The 18,872-nt window shown below is 44.7% G+C and carries 15 protein-coding genes; 12 read left to right on the top strand and 3 right to left on the bottom strand.

What is annotated here, in order from left to right; all coding sequences use genetic code 11:
* The first annotated feature begins 4 nt into the window (after positions 1–4).
* From gyrB to LU361_RS06990, 11 genes are all read left to right on the top strand, one after another.
* Positions 5–2,422, top strand: a complete 2,418-nt coding sequence (gene gyrB, locus LU361_RS06940) for a DNA topoisomerase (ATP-hydrolyzing) subunit B (protein ID WP_233088095.1) — start codon at positions 5–7, stop codon at positions 2,420–2,422.
* A gap of 340 nt (positions 2,423–2,762) precedes the next feature.
* Positions 2,763–3,740, top strand: coding sequence for a DUF1852 domain-containing protein (locus tag LU361_RS06945; protein WP_233088096.1), 978 nt, complete (start codon positions 2,763–2,765; stop codon positions 3,738–3,740).
* A 24-nt stretch (positions 3,741–3,764) separates the two neighbouring features.
* Complete coding sequence (locus LU361_RS06950; protein ID WP_233088097.1) at positions 3,765–4,787, top strand: methionine synthase; 1,023 nt, start codon at positions 3,765–3,767, stop codon at positions 4,785–4,787.
* A 436-nt stretch (positions 4,788–5,223) separates the two neighbouring features.
* Entirely contained in the window at positions 5,224–6,318 is a 1,095-nt protein-coding gene (locus LU361_RS06955; RefSeq protein ID WP_233088098.1) for an efflux RND transporter periplasmic adaptor subunit, read from the top strand.
* 9 nt (positions 6,319–6,327) lie between these two features.
* A complete protein-coding gene (locus tag LU361_RS06960; RefSeq protein WP_233088099.1) occupies positions 6,328–9,396 on the top strand; it encodes an efflux RND transporter permease subunit in 3,069 nt (1,022 codons plus the stop codon).
* A 22-nt stretch (positions 9,397–9,418) separates the two neighbouring features.
* Positions 9,419–9,979: a diguanylate cyclase gene (locus LU361_RS06965; protein ID WP_233088100.1), complete on the top strand. Its 561-nt coding sequence runs from the start codon at positions 9,419–9,421 to the stop codon at positions 9,977–9,979.
* Position 9,980: 1 nt separating this feature from the next.
* Positions 9,981–10,811, top strand: coding sequence for a hypothetical protein (locus LU361_RS06970; RefSeq protein WP_233088101.1), 831 nt, complete (start codon positions 9,981–9,983; stop codon positions 10,809–10,811).
* A complete protein-coding gene (locus LU361_RS06975) occupies positions 10,812–11,921 on the top strand; it encodes a beta-ketoacyl-ACP synthase III (RefSeq protein ID WP_233088102.1) in 1,110 nt (369 codons plus the stop codon). It abuts the gene before it with no gap.
* 3 nt (positions 11,922–11,924) lie between these two features.
* Positions 11,925–12,617: an iron-containing redox enzyme family protein gene (locus LU361_RS06980; protein WP_233088103.1), complete on the top strand. Its 693-nt coding sequence runs from the start codon at positions 11,925–11,927 to the stop codon at positions 12,615–12,617.
* Complete coding sequence (locus LU361_RS06985) at positions 12,610–13,443, top strand: DUF6999 family protein (RefSeq protein WP_233088104.1); 834 nt, start codon at positions 12,610–12,612, stop codon at positions 13,441–13,443. The genes LU361_RS06980 and LU361_RS06985 overlap by 8 nt, the downstream gene beginning before the upstream one ends.
* 77 nt (positions 13,444–13,520) lie before the next feature.
* Positions 13,521–14,264, top strand: a complete 744-nt coding sequence (locus LU361_RS06990; RefSeq protein WP_233088105.1) for a dienelactone hydrolase family protein — start codon at positions 13,521–13,523, stop codon at positions 14,262–14,264.
* A 2-nt stretch (positions 14,265–14,266) separates the two neighbouring features.
* Here the strand turns inward: LU361_RS06990 and LU361_RS06995 are convergent, their stop codons facing one another.
* From LU361_RS06995 to LU361_RS07005, 3 genes are read right to left on the bottom strand one after another with little or no spacing between them, the layout of a single operon-like run.
* Positions 14,267–14,596 (bottom strand): YbjQ family protein, encoded by a 330-nt coding sequence (locus tag LU361_RS06995; RefSeq protein WP_233088106.1) that lies wholly within the window; start codon positions 14,594–14,596, stop codon positions 14,267–14,269.
* Positions 14,596–14,808 carry a hypothetical protein gene (locus tag LU361_RS07000; protein WP_233088107.1) on the bottom strand — a complete coding sequence of 71 codons (213 nt, stop codon included), beginning with the start codon at positions 14,806–14,808 and terminating at the stop codon, positions 14,596–14,598. Before LU361_RS07000 ends, LU361_RS06995 begins: the two co-directional genes overlap by 1 nt.
* 41 nt (positions 14,809–14,849) lie before the next feature.
* Entirely contained in the window at positions 14,850–16,475 is a 1,626-nt protein-coding gene (locus LU361_RS07005) for a sodium:solute symporter family protein (protein ID WP_233088108.1), read from the bottom strand.
* Between the two features lie 241 nt (positions 16,476–16,716).
* Between LU361_RS07005 and LU361_RS07010 the strand changes: the two genes are divergently transcribed.
* Positions 16,717–18,870, top strand: coding sequence for a TonB-dependent siderophore receptor (locus LU361_RS07010; RefSeq protein WP_233088109.1), 2,154 nt, complete (start codon positions 16,717–16,719; stop codon positions 18,868–18,870).
* Positions 18,871–18,872: the final 2 nt, after the last annotated feature.

Raw genomic sequence — 18,872 nt, forward strand, 5'->3', positions numbered from 1 at the left:
TAGAATGACTGAAGAACAAAATTACGATTCCTCCAGTATTAAAGTGCTTAAAGGTTTGGACGCCGTTAGAAAACGTCCTGGAATGTACATCGGTGATACCGACGACGGTTCCGGCCTTCACCACATGGTATTTGAGATCGTTGATAACTCAATCGACGAAGCGCTGGCAGGGTTTTGTTCTGAAATTAACGTGGTAATTCACACCGACGAATCCGTTACCGTCAGTGATAATGGCCGTGGTATTCCAACGGAAATCCACGAAGAGGGTGTATCTGCCGCTGAAGTGATTATGACTGTGCTTCACGCTGGTGGTAAATTCGATGACAACACCTACAAGGTATCCGGCGGTTTGCACGGCGTGGGTGTATCCGTAGTCAATGCGCTGTCTAAAGAATTAAAGCTGACCATTCGACGTGATAACAAAGTGCATGAGCAGGTTTATCACCACGGTGTTCCACAAGCGCCTTTAACCGTTATCGGCGATACCGAGAGCACCGGTACAATGGTGCACTTTAAGCCATCGGCTGAAACCTTCACCAACATCGAATTCCATTTCGATTACCTCGCCAAGCGCCTGCGTGAGCTGTCTTTCCTTAATGCTGGTGTTCGCATTGTATTGAGTGATGAGCGCTCCGGTAAGCAAGAAATTTTCGAATACGAGGGCGGTTTAAAAGCGTTTGTCGAGCATTTGAATCAAACCAAAACCCCAATCAACAACGTGCTGCACTTCACTACCACCCGTGAAGATGGCATTGGTGTTGAAGTTGCCTTGCAGTGGAACGACAGCTTCCAAGAGAACATCTTCTGCTACACCAACAACATTCCTCAACGCGACGGTGGCACCCACTTGGCGGGCTTCCGAGGCGCCTTAACACGAAGCCTAAACAGTTACATCGAATCTGAAGGTTTTGCCAAAAAGCAAAAGGTAAACACCACCGGTGACGACGCCCGCGAAGGCTTAACTGCGATTATCTCCGTTAAAGTGCCCGATCCAAAGTTCAGTTCCCAAACTAAAGACAAGCTGGTTTCTTCGGAAGTGAAATCGGCAGTAGAGCAGGAAATGGGCGCAGCTTTTACTGAATTCCTATTAGAAAACCCAGCAGATTCCAAGGCGATTGTTTCCAAGATGATCGACGCTGCTCGTGCTCGTGAAGCGGCCCGCAAAGCCCGCGAAATGACTCGCCGTAAAGGGGCGTTAGACATCGCTGGATTGCCTGGCAAGCTCGCTGACTGCCAAGAAAAAGACCCATCTTTGTCAGAGGTGTACTTGGTGGAGGGTGACTCCGCTGGCGGTTCCGCTAAACAAGGTCGCGACCGACGCACCCAAGCCATTCTGCCATTGAAAGGTAAGATTCTTAACGTAGAGAAAGCACGCTTCGACAAAATGCTTTCCAGCGCCGAAGTGGGCACCTTAATTACCGCCCTGGGTTGTGGTATTGGTACCTCGGAATTTAATCCCGATAAGCTTCGTTACCACAGCATTATTATCATGACCGATGCGGACGTGGACGGCTCCCACATTCGAACGCTTCTCCTAACGTTCTTCTTCCGTCACATGCGCGAACTCATCGAACGAGGGCACGTATTCATTGCTCAACCGCCGCTGTACAAAATTGCCAAAGGCAAACAAGAGCAATACCTAAAAGACGACGAAGCCATGACGCAATTCTTGCTGCAAGCGGCAATGGAAGGCGCTGCGCTGCACGTAAACGCCGATGCGCCACCTATTCAGGGTTCAGCGCTAGAGTCGCTGATCAACGAGTACCGTGCCGTTATGGCGACCATCTCGCGCTTGGATAAGGTCTTCCCAGCGGAAGTACTCGAAGAGATGATCTACATTCCTAAATTGTCGGTAGAAGCGCTAGAAAGCGAAGACCAGGTCAATCAATGGTGTGCACAGCTTGAAGGTAAAATGCTGGTAGACGCTAAATCCGGCAGCGCCAGTTACGTGATTACCGCCAACCTCGACGAAGAGAGAAACATCTATCTTCCGAAAGTAACCATCACCGCACACGGTGTACCAACGGAATACAAATTCAGTCTCGACTTCTTCAACAGTGCAGAATACCGCTCTATTTGCGAGCTGGGTGAAAAGCTTGATGGCTTACTTGAAGAAAGCGCCTACATGGCTCGTGGCGAAAAACAGCAAGCCGTGGAATCCTTCAAAGAAGCCCTAGATTGGCTGATGAACGAATCCAAGCGCGGCTACGCCATTCAGCGCTACAAAGGGTTGGGTGAGATGAACCCAGAGCAACTGTGGGACACCACCATGAACCCAGAAACCCGCCGCATGCTTCAAGTCAGCATCGAAGACGCCATCGGCGCCGACCAAATGTTTGCCACCTTAATGGGCGACCAGGTAGAGCCGCGACGCGACTTTATCGAAACCAATGCATTGTCGGTTTCTAATTTGGATGTTTGATTTTTAAATTAAAGTCAGTCGTTAAACCCGAAAACCCGCTGGTAGAAATGCCCGCGGGTTTTTTAATCATTTTCCCATCTAAATACTTCAGTTAATCCAATTCGAATAAATTGTGAAAACTCATTATATGAGTCACATTCATTCACCAATGAAATAAAATCGATTTTATTCATAGAACAACCCACGTATAAAACACCCACTGCTCTTGACCCATCCACTATCGAGCATCGAAGTGGGTGTGCGATTCAATTGCTAGCGACATATCCGCTAAAGCTGATTGTGACAAAAGAGCAAATCACACGTTTAGATTTCGTCTCAAAATACAGGGTGCAAGATCACGATGAATACCGATTTTTCATTTGCCATTAACAGCATTTGCTTTGATGAAAATTATCATCCTTCAGATAAAACGCGCATGACCACAAATTTTGCTAATTTAGCAAGAGGGGAGCATCGCCAAGAGAATTTACGCAATGCGTTGAAGATGATCGACAACCGTTTTAATGCACTGGCTCATTGGGATAATCCAAACGCTGATCGTTATTCCGTTGAGCTTGAAATTATTTCTGTCGATATGGATGTTGAAGGCAAGGGCAATGGTTTTCCGACAATAGAAATACTCAAAACAAATATTGTCGATCATCAAACCAATAAACGTTTTGAAGGTATTGTTGGCAATAATCTTTCTTCCTACGTACGCGATTACGATTTCAGCGTTTTGTTGTTAAACCACAATAAAGACCAACAAAAATTCAGTCTGCCCAATAATTTTGGTGATCTACATGGAAAGCTATTTAATTATTTTGTTAATTCCAGCGCTTACCAGCAACATTTTAATAAACCACCGGTTATTTGTTTGAGTGTCTCTCACGATAAAACTTACCACCGAACCGAAAATCATCACCCGGTGTTGGGCACAGAATACGAAACCAATGAGCCTTCGTTAACGGTAGATTACTTTAGAAAAATGGGAATGCAGGTTCGCTATTTTATTCCGCCTAATAGCGTTGCACCTTTGGCATTTTATTATTTTGGTGATTTACTGAATGATTACAATAATCTCGAATTAATCAGTACCATCGCGACGATGGAAACCTTCCAGAAAATTTATCGCCCAGAAATTTATAACGCCAATGCGGTTGCTGGGAAATGCTATCAGCCGGATTTAAAACACCGAGACCATTCCCTCACACAAATTGATTACGATCGAGAAGAGCGCAGTCTGTTGGCGGTGGAACAAGGGAAATACGCCGAGGAGCATTTTATTAAACCTTACCAAACCATTCTTGAGCAGTGGTCGGCTAATTACGCGCTTTAATTCTCGTTAACAACAGCATTTATTATGAAAACATTATTACCTACCTCAACCGCTGGCAGCTTACCAAAACCTTCCTGGTTGGCAGAGCCCGAAAAACTGTGGTCGCCTTGGAAACTTAACGGTGAGGAATTAATTCAAGGCAAGCAAGATGCGTTGCGTTTGTCATTACACGACCAGCAACACGCCGGTATTGATATCGTCAGCGACGGCGAGCAAACGCGCCAACATTTTGTCACCACATTTATCGAGCACCTCAGCGGCGTGGACTTCGAAAAACGTAAAACCGTAAAAATTCGTGATCGTTACGAGGCGAGTGTACCGGTGGTGGTCGATGCAGTTTCACGGCAAAAACCGGTATTTGTGAAAGACGCAAAATACCTGCGCAGCCAAACCAAGCAAGCCATCAAATGGGCGTTGCCTGGCCCCATGACCATGGTCGATACATTGTACGATGACCATTACCAAAGCCGCGAAAAATTAGCCTGGGAATTTGCCAAGATTCTCAACCAAGAAGCCAAGGAATTAGCCGCCGCAGGTGTTGATATCATTCAATTTGATGAACCCGCGTTTAATGTCTTTTTTGATGAGGTGAACGATTGGGGCATTGCTGCGTTAGAAAAAGCCATCGAAGGTGTCAGTTGTGAAACCGCCGTGCACATTTGTTACGGCTACGGCATTAAAGCCAATACCGACTGGAAAAAAACCTTGGGTTCCGAGTGGCGACAGTACGAAGAGATTTTCCCCAAGCTTCAGCAATCCAATATTGATCTGATCTCACTGGAATGTCACAACTCTCGTGTGCCCATCGATCTGATAGAACTGATTCGCGGCAAGAAAGTGATGGTCGGCGCAATTGACGTGGCTACTGATAAGGTTGAAACACCGGAGGAGGTCGCCAGCACGCTGCGTAAAGCGCTTCAATTTGTCGACGCAGATAAACTCTATCCGTGTACCAACTGCGGCATGGCGCCCTTACCGAGCCGCGTAGCAAAAGCAAAACTGAATGCATTAAGTGCGGGCGCGGAACTGGTTCGAAGAGAGCTTTAACAGGCCCTAGGAACCTCTGTTATTCTCAATGCAATATAAGAACTGGACGCATGAGATAACGCTAATAAAGCTCTGGTGAAACAGAGGTTCCTTGTAAAATCCTGGTGTATTAGAAAACAATAACCGTAGAATAAAATCCGTCGGCTTTCATTTAGGTTTAATATTGTGTCATTATTAGATCACTTCAAAGAGCGATAGCGACGAGTATCTCAAGCGGAGTAAGTACAAACTTACAGCCGATAAACCCATTCTTAAAACACACCAATTACGCCACAATAATTGGCGTATCCTGTTAGTGTTCACTCCCGCTCTATCAGCTACACTGGCATAGATTGCAATTTCTTTATTACGTATCAAACGTTCGTCTTAAAGCATCCGTACTTTAACCATTGCTGTTTACCAAACGCTAAATTAAATGCCAATCCACGGTATCTCTATGTCTATTTTCGCCAAAGTCACTGTTTATCTTTCCTTGTTTGCATCTCTTGTTTTGTTAACCGCGTGCGGAGAACAAGCGTCCGACATCCCCGCGGAAGCAACCCTTCGACCGGTTAAATCCGTTGTTGTGAATGGCACTGGAAGTTCGAAGCAATGGCACTTTCCGGGCAAGGTAAGAGCCTTCGAAAAAGTCGATTTATCGTTCCAGGTGTCGGGTCAATTAACAAAACTGAATGTTCTCTCGGGCCAAGAAGTGAAAGCAGGGGATATTCTCGCCGAGCTTGATCAGCGCAATTTTGCCAGTGACGTGAAAGCGGCTCAGGCCGAGCTCGATCGCGCCAGCGCCGAGTTCAATCGCATGGGGCCACTGCTTGAGAAAAGATTAGTATCGCAATCGGAGTTCGATCAAAAACGCGCTCAGCGAGACATCGCCGAGGCGAGACTAGAGCAAGCGAAAAAAGCTTTAGACGACACTCAATTGAAAGCGCCTTTTGATGGCGTGATTGCCAACCGTTCGGTGGAGAATTTCGAAGACATCACCGCCAAGCAAACCATCATGAGTCTGCAAAACCCAGAAGCCTTAGAAGTCATTATTAATATTCCTGAAAACAGGATTGTTGAGTTAGACGCCGAACGAGATTTCATTCAATCCTTCGCCAGTACCACGGCCGACCCGAGCAAACAATACGCCTTGGATTTGCGAGAATATTCCACCGAAGTTGATCCCGCCACACAAACCTACGAAGCGATTTTAAATTTAATCGCAACCGAAGAAGATCGTATATTTTCTGGCATGAGTGTGGATGTGTTGCTTACCAGTACTCGCAAACAAAGCGATACCTTTTGGTTACCTGCCAGTGCAGTAATTGCCGATCGCGAGAATATCGAGACTAAAATTGTTTGGGTGTTAAGCCAGCAAGCGGCAAGTGAACAATACCAAGTGAGTAAACGTGAAATTACGATTGGTAAACTCGAAAACGAAAATATTGAAATACTGACGGGCATTAATTCAGGTGAAAGAATCGTAACCGCCGGCAGCCATTATCTTCGCAATGGTGATCTTGTAAAACTGTATCAAGGTGAAGACTTCTAAGGCGGCCCTATGAATATTGCACAATTTGCTATTGAGAAAAAAGTCGTTACCTTAACGTTGAGCATCGCGCTTTTTATTGCCGGTGTTATGGCGTTTTTTAACTTATCGCGTTTAGAAGATCCTGAATTTACCATTAAAGACGCGCTAATTATTACCCGTTATCCTGGGGCAACGCCGCAAGAAGTTGAACAGCAAGTTACCGACTTAATCGAGACCCAAATTCAGCGGATGCCACAATTAAAAGAAGTGGTTTCGGTATCTAAAGCGGGTTTATCAACCATCACGGTGTCAATGCAGGATAAATACGATAAACACACGCTGCCCGAAATTTGGCAACAACTGCGCAGCAAAATTGATGACATTAAATCCGATTTACCGCCGGGTGCCTCCGAGCCACAAATTCTCGATGATTATGGCGATGTGTTTGGTATTGTCTACGCGCTAACAGGCGACGGCTTTAGCAACAAAGAACTGTACGAATACGCCAAGCTATTGCGCAAAGAATTATTGTTAGTCGATGACGTTGCTAAAATTGATTTGTGGGGCGTGCAACAAGAAGCGATTTACGTCGAGTTTTCTCGCAACACCATGAACCGCCTGCAAATCAATCCGCAATCCATTGCGCAATTATTTTCTAATCAAAACTCGGTGGCGTCGTCTGGCCAAGTAAAAATTGGCGAAGATTATGTGCGCATCAATAGCACGCAAGGTCTTAATGCCGTTAAAGACATTGAGAATTTAATTATTCCCAGCCAATCCGGTAACGGTCGATTAATTTATTTAAAAGACATTGCCACGGTAACGCGTGAATACGTAACCCCCGCGCAAACCCATATGATTTTTAACGGCGAGAATGCCGTCGGTTTGGCCATCTCCAATACCTCGGGCGCCAACGTTATTACCCTTGCTGAAAACGTTGAAAGCCGATTGCAGGAAATTCAAAAAACCATTCCCGTCGGCCTAGAAGCCACTGCCGTCATTAAACAGGCCGACGCCGTAACCCGAGCAATCGATGGCTTTTTGGTGAGCCTTGCTCAAGCCATTGCAATTGTTATTGTCGTGCTGCTTATTTTTATGGGCTGGCGTTCGGGATTAATTATTGGCGTGGTATTGTTGGTGACGGTCATCGCAACCTTTTTACTCATGGATTGGTCCGACGTTGCCTTAGAGCGAATTTCCTTGGGCGCATTGATTATCGCTCTGGGAATGCTGGTGGATAACGCCATTGTTATTTGCGAGGCCATGTTGGTAAAAATACAGCACGGCGAAGATCGCATGAAAACCGCAAAGCTTGTGGTGCAACAAAATGCCTTGCCATTATTAGGAGCAACGTTTATTGCAATTCTCGCGTTTGCGGCCATTGGTTTATCGGACGACGCAACCGGAGAATTCTGCCGCAGTTTATTCCAAGTAATGTTGTTCTCACTATTAACCAGTTGGGTACTCGCATTAACGTTAACACCGTTAATGTGCTACTGGTTAATTCCGGCGAAAAAACAGATTGCGACCGAACAAAGCGGAGACAAGCAAACAGACGATGCTTATTCTGGCAGTTTATTTACTGCCTACCGAAAGCTGCTCACCTTTTGCGTGAGTAACCGTGCGATCACCTGTTTAATTTCCATTATTTTAATGGCGAGTTCGATTTACGGATTTTCACACATTAAAGGTCAATTCTTTCCGAAATCCACCATGCCGTTTTTAATGGTGCATTACTGGTTACCAGAAGGCTCGGACATTCGTGAAACCAAAGATGACGTCAGTCGCTTAGAACGCTTTATTGCTGAGCAAAATGAAGTGAAGTCGGTTTCTAATTTTATCGGTCAGGGTGCACCGCGTTTTATTTTGACCTACGCACCTGAAATTACCAACAGCAGCTACGGATTCGTGTTGATTGAAACCAACAGTTACCAAGAAATTAACAGTTTGTATCCAAAGCTTGAACAACATCTGGCGGCAGAATTTCCCCAGGCGCAACCGAAAATCCAGCGCTTTAATTTAGGACCATCGCCCAAAAATTCGTTGGAAGTTCGTTTTATTGGGCCAAACCCGCAAGAATTAAGAAAGCTATCGGAACAAGCAAAGCAAATTTTTGAAGACGCCGGAACCATTGTTGTTCGTGACGACTGGCGCAATCCGGTTAAAACCATCAACCCGCAATACGCCGAAAACCAAGCGCAATTAGCTGGTGTGACTCGCGACGATTTAAATACCGCGTTGGAAACCAACTTTGTTGGTCAGGCGCTCGGATTGTATCGCGAGAACGACGAATTAATTCCCATCGTATCGCGAGCCACCATCAGTGAGCGCCAGGACATTTCTGAGATCGAAAATGTTCAGGTGTGGAGTGCCAGCGCCAACGCGTATATTCCCATTGGTCAGGTGGTCAATGAATTCAATACCGAATGGGAAAACGCGCAAATTCATCGCCGCGATCGCCATCAAGCCATTACCGCAGGGGGCGAACCCATTGACGGTAAGCTTGCCAGTGAACTGTTTGAGCAGGTGAAAGCGGATATCGAAGCCATTGAGCTACCCGAAGGCTATTCCATGGAGTGGGGCGGTGAGCACGAGTCTTCCAGTGACGCGCAAAGTGCGCTTAACGCCGGTATCACCGGGTCGTTTATCTTGATGGTGTTGATTTCAATTGTATTATTCAACTCCATCAAAAAGCCGATTGTGATTTGGTTGGTGGTGCCGTTTGCCATCATTGGTGTCAGCTTTGGCCTATTGGGAACCGGTACGCCGTTTGGCTTTATGTCGCTACTGGGCTTTTTAAGCTTGTCTGGAATGCTGATTAAAAACGCCATCGTGCTGATCGAGCAAATCGCCATCGAAGAAAACGACGGCAAGCCGCCTTACCGAGCCCTAATCGACGCTGCGATCTCCAGAAGTCGGCCAGTGTTGATGGCCGCTGCCACGACGGTATTGGGCATGATTCCCTTATTGAGCGACGATTTCTTTATTGGAATGGCAATTACTATCATGGCAGGTTTGAGTTTTGCGACACTTCTGACACTGATATTGGTTCCTGTATTCTATAGTTTATTATTTAATGTAAGACAAACCGCGCATTAGTGATAAACAAAAGGACAAAGGATTGGAAACAGCCGATATATTAATCAACTTATTGCTATTCTTGTTTTTACCGTTGTGGGGAATAGCCGGCTTTGTGGACTGGTGTTGCCACAAAGCCACCAAAATTGAAATTACCTCTGGCGTGAAAGAAAGCTTGATGCACTGCGTGATGGGAATTCAAATTGGCATTCCCATCATTTTGTGTCTCACATTCCGAGTGAATGTGCTGATTTTACTGATCTGTTTTGCCGCACTCATACTGCACGAACTGGTCGCCCATTGGGACGTTAATTACGCCCAAAACCTCCGCAAAATTTCCATCTGGGAAATGCACGCCCACAGTTATCTCGCCACCTTACCGTTGTATTTATTAGTGATTATTTTGGTCATTAATTGGGAAGTTTTGTTAGACCTTGTGCAATTCAATTGGGCGGGGCAATTACACTTCGAAAAATTGGACTTTAAACCCGGTGGCAGTGGTTATTTACCCCTGTATCTCGCCTTTATGGCCGTCGCCTGTGTTTTTCCTTACCTCGAAGAATTAATTCGATGTTTGAAAGTTAAATTAAATCAAGGAAGATAGTATGAAAAAACCAATGAAAAGATTTTTTACCTCGACTGGTATTGTTAATAAAGAAGCAATAATAAAAAGAATAAATGAGTTTTTACAAACTCATGGTGTATCAAATTCAAATAGAATAAGAGAAATTATTAAAATTGTTAGCGATAGCGATAACTCAAACGTACAAGATACTTTGGTGCACCATGAATTGTATGAAATTGGTAAGATAATAATTTTTTTAGGTGAGCAATATCCAGAGCTTGTAGTGAAAGCAATAACTACGGATGGGATATCGGAAACTAACAGAAATAAAGATTCAAAAGGTAGAAATACTCAATTTGAATTGTTAGTTGCAAGCATTTTTTTACAAGCAGGGTTTGATATTGAATTTGGAGAACCTGATATATATTTTCACTTCAGAGATCAAAGATACAACATTGCATGCAAGAGACCTAAGAGTAAAAGGAAGGTTCTATACAATATAAAATCGGCATGCAATCAAATTGACCAACAAAACGGCATTGGGATTGTGTTATTGGATTTAACACCAACATTTTCAGAAAAAATAGCGGAATACGGCTCTTTACAAAATATGCCAGGAATGTCGAAGAAGTTGATATGGGATGATTTTCTGTGTGCTCATTACAAAAAAATAGAGAAATTTTCTAAGGAAAAAGTTGCGGCTATTCATTGTTTTAGTTCCATGAATAGCAGGGTTCAAAATAGTACAGTCTGTCATCTATTTGATTATAATATTGAAATTAAAAAAAATAGAACAGAAGAAGATAATCTACATTATATAATTAATAAAATTCAAAGTATAGATCCCTCTAATTTTGGACCATTAGTATAGATGCAAGCTTACATAAATTATACCGGCTCGTTTTTACCGGGCGAGCCCGTCGATAATAACGATATTGAAAATCATCTGGGCTTAGTTAATGGCAAGTCCAGTCGATTAAAACATAAAATACTCAAAGCCAACGGTATTAAAACGCGTCACTACGCCATCGATAGCCAACAAAAAACACTGTATTTAAATCAGCAATTGGCCGCTAAAGCTGCCGAAAATTGCTTAGATCGCGCAGCCATTAATCCCGAAAAAATAAAACTCTTAAGCGTTGCCACCAGTCAAGGCGATTTAGTATTGCCAGGATTTGGCTCGCAGGTGCAAGCAGAGTTAGGCATGCAAGACGTGGAATTATTTTCCAGCCACGGTATTTGTTCTTGCAGCATGATGGCGTTAAAAAATGCCGCAAATCTTATTCGCCTGGGCGAACACAAACGCGCATTAGTGGTTGCCAGCGAAATGCCATCGCGCTTATTTAAAGCCAGCCGCTATGAAGCCTGTGCGAAGGCAGTCGATTTTAACGCTGAATTTTTACGGTGGATGTTATCCGATGGTGCTGGCGCGTTGTTATTGGAAGACACGCCTAAACCCGGTGGCGTAAAAATCGAATGGCAACGCAGTTTTTCTCACGCCGATACCTTACCGGTGTGTATGTCGGTGGGTATGCCCAAAGGCTCAACCAATCCAGAAGCAGGTGCGACATGGCAGGATTTTTCAACCTACACCGAAGCAGAAGAGGCCGGTGCTCTGTTGCTCAGGCAAGATGTTCGTCTGTTGGATAACATCGTTAAATTAGGTGTCGAAGGGTTCTTACGTTTGTTGGAAGAACAGTTAGTTGCCATCGACGAGATTGATCACGTGCTTTGTCATTACTCTTCCGATCACTTTCGCGGAAAAATCTTCGAACTGCTTAAAGACTCCGGCTCAATGGTGCCCGAAGAAAAGTGGTACACCAATTTGTATACTCGCGGTAACACCGGCTGTGCCTCTATTTTTATTATGTTGGACGAATTCTTAAAAACACAAGATTACCAAAGCGGCGACAAAATATTTTGCATGGTGCCCGAAAGCGGACGCTTTAATACGGCTTACATGTTACTCACGGTTAATTAATACATGACTACCTCAAAAAAAGAATCATTAAACCCCATCGCACAACAGTGTTTGCAATCATTAATCGGTATTTGGTTGGGGTTTGAAAAACAATTAAATCGCACTGAAATTATCAGAAAATTACAACAAGGCGTTTTAACTCAAAGCGATTATCAAACACTGTTATTAAATTTGCGCCAACAAGTGATTGAGGGTTCGCGTTGGATCAGCCGCGCGGCATCAAGCTTTGATCGCGATTTTTCCGATATTCGCTCTATTGTTATCGGTCACGCCAAAGAAGAGCACAAAGACTATCAAATGCTGGAGAAAGATTTTGTCGCCGCTGGCGGTGAAATCGCCGACATTCAATCGGCCAGTAAAAATATCGGTAGCGAAGCCCTACACGGTTATATGATGCATAAATCCAGCGAAGCCAATCCTGTTGGTTTAATTGGCGCTATGTGGATCATCGAAGGCTTGGGCGAGAAAATGGCGAACGAGTGGGCAGGCCGAATTGACGAGCTGTTGGACCTTCCGCAATCGGCAACGCAATTTATGCAATACCACGGAGAAAACGACGATTCCCACATGGAAAAACTTTACGCTATGTTAAATCGCGTATGCACAAGTGAGGCGGTGACAGAAGAGATTACCACTACCGCAAAAGTAGTCGCGAGACTTTATGCGCTGCAACTGGATGTTATCGACTATGAGTAGAAGTCCGTTTTTGCAAGCGATCGAATACGACGATAGCTTGCCCATCGAAAAAGAAGCGCTAAAGCTTTGGATGAAAGACTTAGACAATCCTTTTCGTTGGTCACTGCGGCCGTTTTTTCAGTTTTTGTTTGCGATTCTTTTACATCTAACTTGGTTTATTAAACGCTTACCGCTACCGCAATTTTCAGCACATAATTTTCTGCAAAAAACCATTTGTTGGTTTTGTGAAAATTTTGTCAGCGTTGAAGCCAATGTCCTTATTTTGCGTCATTACAGTTGCGAATCAAACATCATTAATTTTTTGATTGATAATCAGTATTTAGACGGCGAAGAATTACCGGTGGACCCCATCAAGTTGTACCCCAAAAAAATCGGCGACATGATGGAGGATTCTTTTGTTAAACACGACCAAGAGCTGTTTCGTTGTTTTAAAGAAATGGGGCATTGGCAATACAAAAAAAATTCTGAAGAAAACGTCAGCTGGCAACACTGGCAAACCGTGGATATCGAATTGTTAGAAATCCATAAAAAGAAAACCCAAGTATTCGACTTCGAAACCTCCCATGCACTGTTTATGTGCTTATTTTGTTTGCTGTTAACACGAGAAGAATATCGCGACGCCATAAACGGTTTTAACCTCGACCAATCCATGGCAATTCGTGTGGGTGAAATCATCGAAGATAAAAGTCTGGTTGAAATGGCTTATAACAAATTTCCCCATTATTTGGTGGGGCCGTGGAATTTAAGCCAACGCTTTTTAATGCACGGCTTTTTTTGTGAGTACGTGTATTCCGTATTGCATAACCTGAAAGAAAAATCAGTATAAAACTGTGTTTTCGTACGTCTTATTGTCAGAAGATCTGAGTTAGACTCAATTGTTTAAAATGAGACGTTGGGGGCACTATGTTAAAACCAGTACTGATTGGCATGGGTTTGTTGATTTCATCGGTTGCCTTTGCCGGTGGTAAAACCATTACCTATGAAGTTGAAGGTGAAAAATACGAAGGTTACTTTGTTGAAGGCAAACAAAAAGACGCTCCTCTGGTCGTGCTTATGCACGACTGGGATGGATTAACCGAATACGAAGTTCAACGAGCCCATATGTTGGCTGATTTAGGCTATTCGGTGTTTGCAGCGGATATGTTTGGTGCGGGAATTCGACCCACCAAAGTAGAGGATCGCCGTCAACATACCGGTGAGCTTTATACCGATCGAGAAAAAATGCGAGCGCTGGCCGAAGGTGCAATTAAGACGGCCAAGTCTGAGGGCGCTAATACCGACAATGCCGTGGCTATGGGTTATTGTTTTGGCGGAGCAGTGGTATTAGAAATGGCTCGTGCAGGCTTGGATTTAGACGGCTTTGCAACGTTTCACGGCGGTTTGAAAACACCAAAAGGGCAGAACTACTCGGCTACCAAAGGTGAGTTATTGGTGCTTCACGGCACGGCAGACGCTGCCATTCCCATGAGCCAGTTTGCTGAACTTGCCACCGAGTTAGAATCAACCGGTATTTCTCATGAGATGATCACCTACAGTGGTGCGCCGCATGCATTTACGGTGTTTGATGGTCGCAATTACCGTGAGGATGCCGACGTTAAATCTTGGCAGCGTTTTACTGAGTTTTTAACCAAAGTAACTAATCAGTAAATTTAATAACTTCGCTTTGGCATAATTTTTACTGCGGTGCCGTAGGCCAACAATTCTGCGGCACCTTGCATAACCGGCGAAGTAACAAAGCGCATACAAACAATGGCATCGGCATTTAAAATTTTGGCCTGAGCTACCATTCTATCCACCGACTGCTCGCGCGCCTCGGCCATCATCTTTGTGTACTCTTGAATTTCTCCACCCACCAAGGTGCGTAGACCGGCGAGAATATCTTTACCGATATGACGCGCTCGAATGGTATTTCCGCGCACCAGCCCTAAGGTCTCAATAATGTCGTAACCGGATAATTCATCTTGAGTGGTAATAATCATTACTTGTCCACGTTTTTAGAGTAGTAATCGTCTTCTTTGTTATTTAATCGGTCTTTAACGACTTTGATAAATAACACGCCAATTCCGGTTAGAACAATCAATCCAATAATGCCAAACGGAAACGCGGCAACCATTCCAATAACCAAGGCGACGAGATACAAAACGGCTATCAATCCCAATAAAACGTAGCCAATTTTTTCAAATTTATCCACGAGTTATGATCTCCTGTTGTTAACGCTGGAAGAGGTCGTTGTCATAAAATCCAAAGTAAACCAAGTAATGCAAAAAACCAAGCGATTAACCACACACTTTGTACATACCAATTGATATTGGCATGATCATTTAAAATGTCTTGAGAGCTTATCAAGGTTATTTGACCAGAATTTGAAGGATTAAATTCGAGTTTGAAAACCGACGAATAATGCCCAAGCGAAATAACTCCCAGAGTCACAAAAAAGCCGAGCGGGTTCCACCACAGCCAGGAAATATCCGGAGCCAATTGCCACAGCATGCCGTTGACGATAATTCCCAATACCAAACCAAAACATGCGAATAAACCGTGACGATTTTTAAATACGAGTGCACCGGTAAATACCGCGAGAATAGAGCCGTTCGCCAACGAGCCAATTTTGTTGATTGCCTCTAATACCGTTGGTGCAATATCACCGACAAAAAACGCCATGGTTAAGGTGATGATTCCCCAAATAACAGTAATCAAGCGAGATAGCCAAAGTTCTTGCTGATGACTTAATGGCGAGGAGCGAAAGCGAACAACAAAGTCTTCCATGGTGGTTGCGCTTAAGGAATTTAATACTGAATCCAACGACGACATCGCCGCGGCAAATAAAGCCACCAAGCCTAAGCCAACTAAACCGATGGGCAACTCAGAAATCATAAACGCGGGAACGGCTAAATTGTATTGCGGTGTTCCGTTTTCGGTGGTGGGTAAAAGATTTAAAAATTCGGGATTATTTACCGCAAACACCGCAATGCCGACGCCGACAAAACAGTACAACAACACCAGCGGAAAGCGCAGTAAACCGTTAATCAATAAGGATTGATTGGTGGTATCAATATTTTTGGTACTCAATTCTCGTTGTACCTGGCTTTGATCACACCCGTAATAAGCCAAATACAAAAATAAACCGCCAAATAACATCGGCCAAAAGGCAAAGGTCTGGCCGTCTCCGAACCCGTGGTGTGCAAAATCCAAGGCGTTTAAACGTTCTTCGGGCACGGTGTGAATTAATTGTGTGAAGCCGCCTGAGTCGGTTAAGAGAATAAAAAATAAAATCACCAACACGGCCACCAAAATCAGCATTTGGATGACATCGCTGTAGATAACACCCTTAATGCCGCCAAAGACATCGTAAACAACCGTAAACACCCCCAGAATGACCACCGACCAAAAAAAGCCAATTCCAGTGATGAGATCGACAACAATGGCAATGCTGTAGACGGTAACGGCGGTGGCAAACGCACGCACCCATAAAAACAAACCACTGAGCAATAACCGAGTTTTTAAATCGTAGCGGTGCTCGATAAATTCATACACAGATACCAGCTTTAATTGCCGCAGCATGGGCATCAAAACCAGCATCAGGCCAATCATTGCCAACGGTAGGGCTAATTCATACTGCAACCACACCAAACCACCGCCGGCGGCGAAGGCGACAAACGCAGGTGCGCCTAAAATGCTGTTGGTCGAGCACTGGGTTGCCAATATTGAAATCGCCACCGGCCAAGGGCCAATGGCGCGACCACCGACGTAATAATCGGCGCGGTCTTCTTGTGTGCGCGACAGCCACACCGCCATTGCCATTAAGCCAAATAGGTAAGTGCCAATCACCCACCAATCCACAACTGAGATGTGCGCCATTGCTGCCAATCCTTATGAGCCGTCACTGATATTTACGGGGTTATTTTGATGATCACCGGCCCTGGTTATCCACAGGCAAATTGTCAGCCGACAGTGCCCGTTGCCTCGTGTTAACAGTGATTTTGTTATTCGTTGTACAAATATGGACGGATTTTAGGCGATTTACAGTAATTTACTTGAACTAAACATTAATGAGAATTATTATTATTTACATCTTTGTTTGAAAAATTAAGTGTTACCAATGAGTTCCAGAAACAATTTATCCTTTTGCCTTTCTTCTTTAACGCTGTCTTTGTTGTTGCCATGTTCCGTTTATGCCCAGCAAAACCAAGACGTCATCGAAGAAGTGAACGTCATTGGTAAGCTTACCGAGTTTGGTGCAACCAAGTCACGTATTCCTGTGGTGGAAACTTCGCGTTCGGTATCGATTGAAACCGCCGCCAACTTTTTGGAAAAAGGCGCACTGAATTTATCTCAGGTGGCGACCTATTCAGCGGGTGTATCCGGTGAAGCCTTTGGCTACGCCACTCGCGGCGACACCATTTATTCGCGCGGTGTGGCCATTCCTCGTTATCGCGATTCTATTCAGGAATTATTCGGCAGCTTTAATACCACCCGTGTCGAAACCTACGTGCTTGAGCAAGTAGAAATATTAAAGGGACCGGCATCGGTACTTTATGGGCAAGGGACGCCCGGCGGCATCGTTAACGGCGTGTCGAAAACGCCTAAAGAAGATACCTTTCGAGAAATCTTTACCGAAGTGGGCAACAATGATCGCGTTGCCGGTGGTTTGGATTTTAACGGTAAATTGGACGACGACGGCAAATGGTTAGGTCGCTTTGTTGCCTACGGTCGCGAATCCGATACCCAGGTAGATTTTGTTAACGACGATACCTTCGTGTTTCTGCCGTCGGTAACCTACAAGCCAAACGACAATACTGAATTTACTGCCACTTATGAGTTTCATAAAACCGACAGCGTTACAGCAGCGCAGTTCGTGCCGGTTGAAGGAACGCTGTTCCCGATAGAAGGTGTTGGATTTATCGATCCAGACGTTTTTATCGGTGTTCCAGGGTTTGATCGCTACGACTCTGAATCCGATCAAGTGAGCTTTTTAGCGAAGCACCAAATTAACGCTTGGTTGGGTGTCGAAGCGACCGCATTGTACCGTTCCGGTGAGGTCGATTATCAACAGGCTTGGCCGACGTTTACCGGTGCTGGCAACAGCCGTTACCTCAATCAAATTATCGGTGCACCAGTTGCCACGCCAAGTACGGTCGCGAGAACTTTCTTCCAAACCACAAATACCTTCGATCAAGCGGCAGTAGATGTGCGTTTCTTATTTGATTTCACCACCGGAGACTTAACCCACGAAGTCTTAGCCGGTGTTCAGTATCAAGACGTAGCGACCGATGACAGTCGCTCATTTATTGCTGCTGCCGGTATAGCGCAAGGTAACTTTGATTTTGTATTGGATTTGGCAAACCCGGTTTATAACGGCTTGTTTCCAGATCAAGCAGCTTTCGATGCGGCATTAGTGGATCGACCAGAGCAAACCGTTGAAGACATTGGTTTCTATATTTCTGACCAGATATCGTGGAATCAGTGGCGCTTCACCCTTGGTCTTCGATCCGACGAAGTCGACAATGAAGATGGCACACGCACGCAAAGCGACGATGCCATTTCTACCAGTGTTGGAGCACTGTATCGATTTGAAAACGGACTTTCACCCTACATCAACTATTCGGAATCATTCGAAACCGTTGTTGGCATTGACAGTGATGGCAATCAGCTAGAACCCGAAGAAGCAGAACAGTACGAAGTCGGCGTGAAATATGCCAGTAATGATGGTAAATCATTAGTGACGCTCGCCGCTTACGACATAAAAATTACTAACTTACCGAACCCGAATGCAACGCCGGTTTCCGCTGGGCAACAGCAAGGCGAAGCCAGCATCAAAGGTGTTGAACTAGAGGGGAGGGGTTATTGGGGTGACTTCTATTGGCAACTGGCTGCATCACTGTTAAATGCAAGGGACCCGAACGATTTTGCCCTGCAAGCCGTGGCCGAAAAACAAGCCAGCGCTTGGGTGACCTGGAAGCCAACCTTCGGCAATTTAACAGGTTTTAAAGCCGGTCTTGGTGTTCGATACTTCGGTGAATCCGTTGCCGAAACGTTGATTAATCAAGATACAAATCCTGAATTATTAAAATACGTAACACCCAGTTACACCTTGGCGGATTTCATGATTGGTTATGAATTCCCAAATTGGGACGTAACATTGAACGTGAGAAACCTGGAAGACAAAGAATATTTAACCTCTTGTTTAACCCGTGGCGATTGCTTCCCCGGTGTAAGACGGACCGCGGTCGCTAAAGTGACGTACAACTTCTAATT

The sequence above is a fragment of the Sessilibacter corallicola genome (assembly GCF_021290925.1).
GTDB classification, from domain to species: Bacteria; Pseudomonadota; Gammaproteobacteria; order Pseudomonadales; family Cellvibrionaceae; genus Sessilibacter; species Sessilibacter corallicola.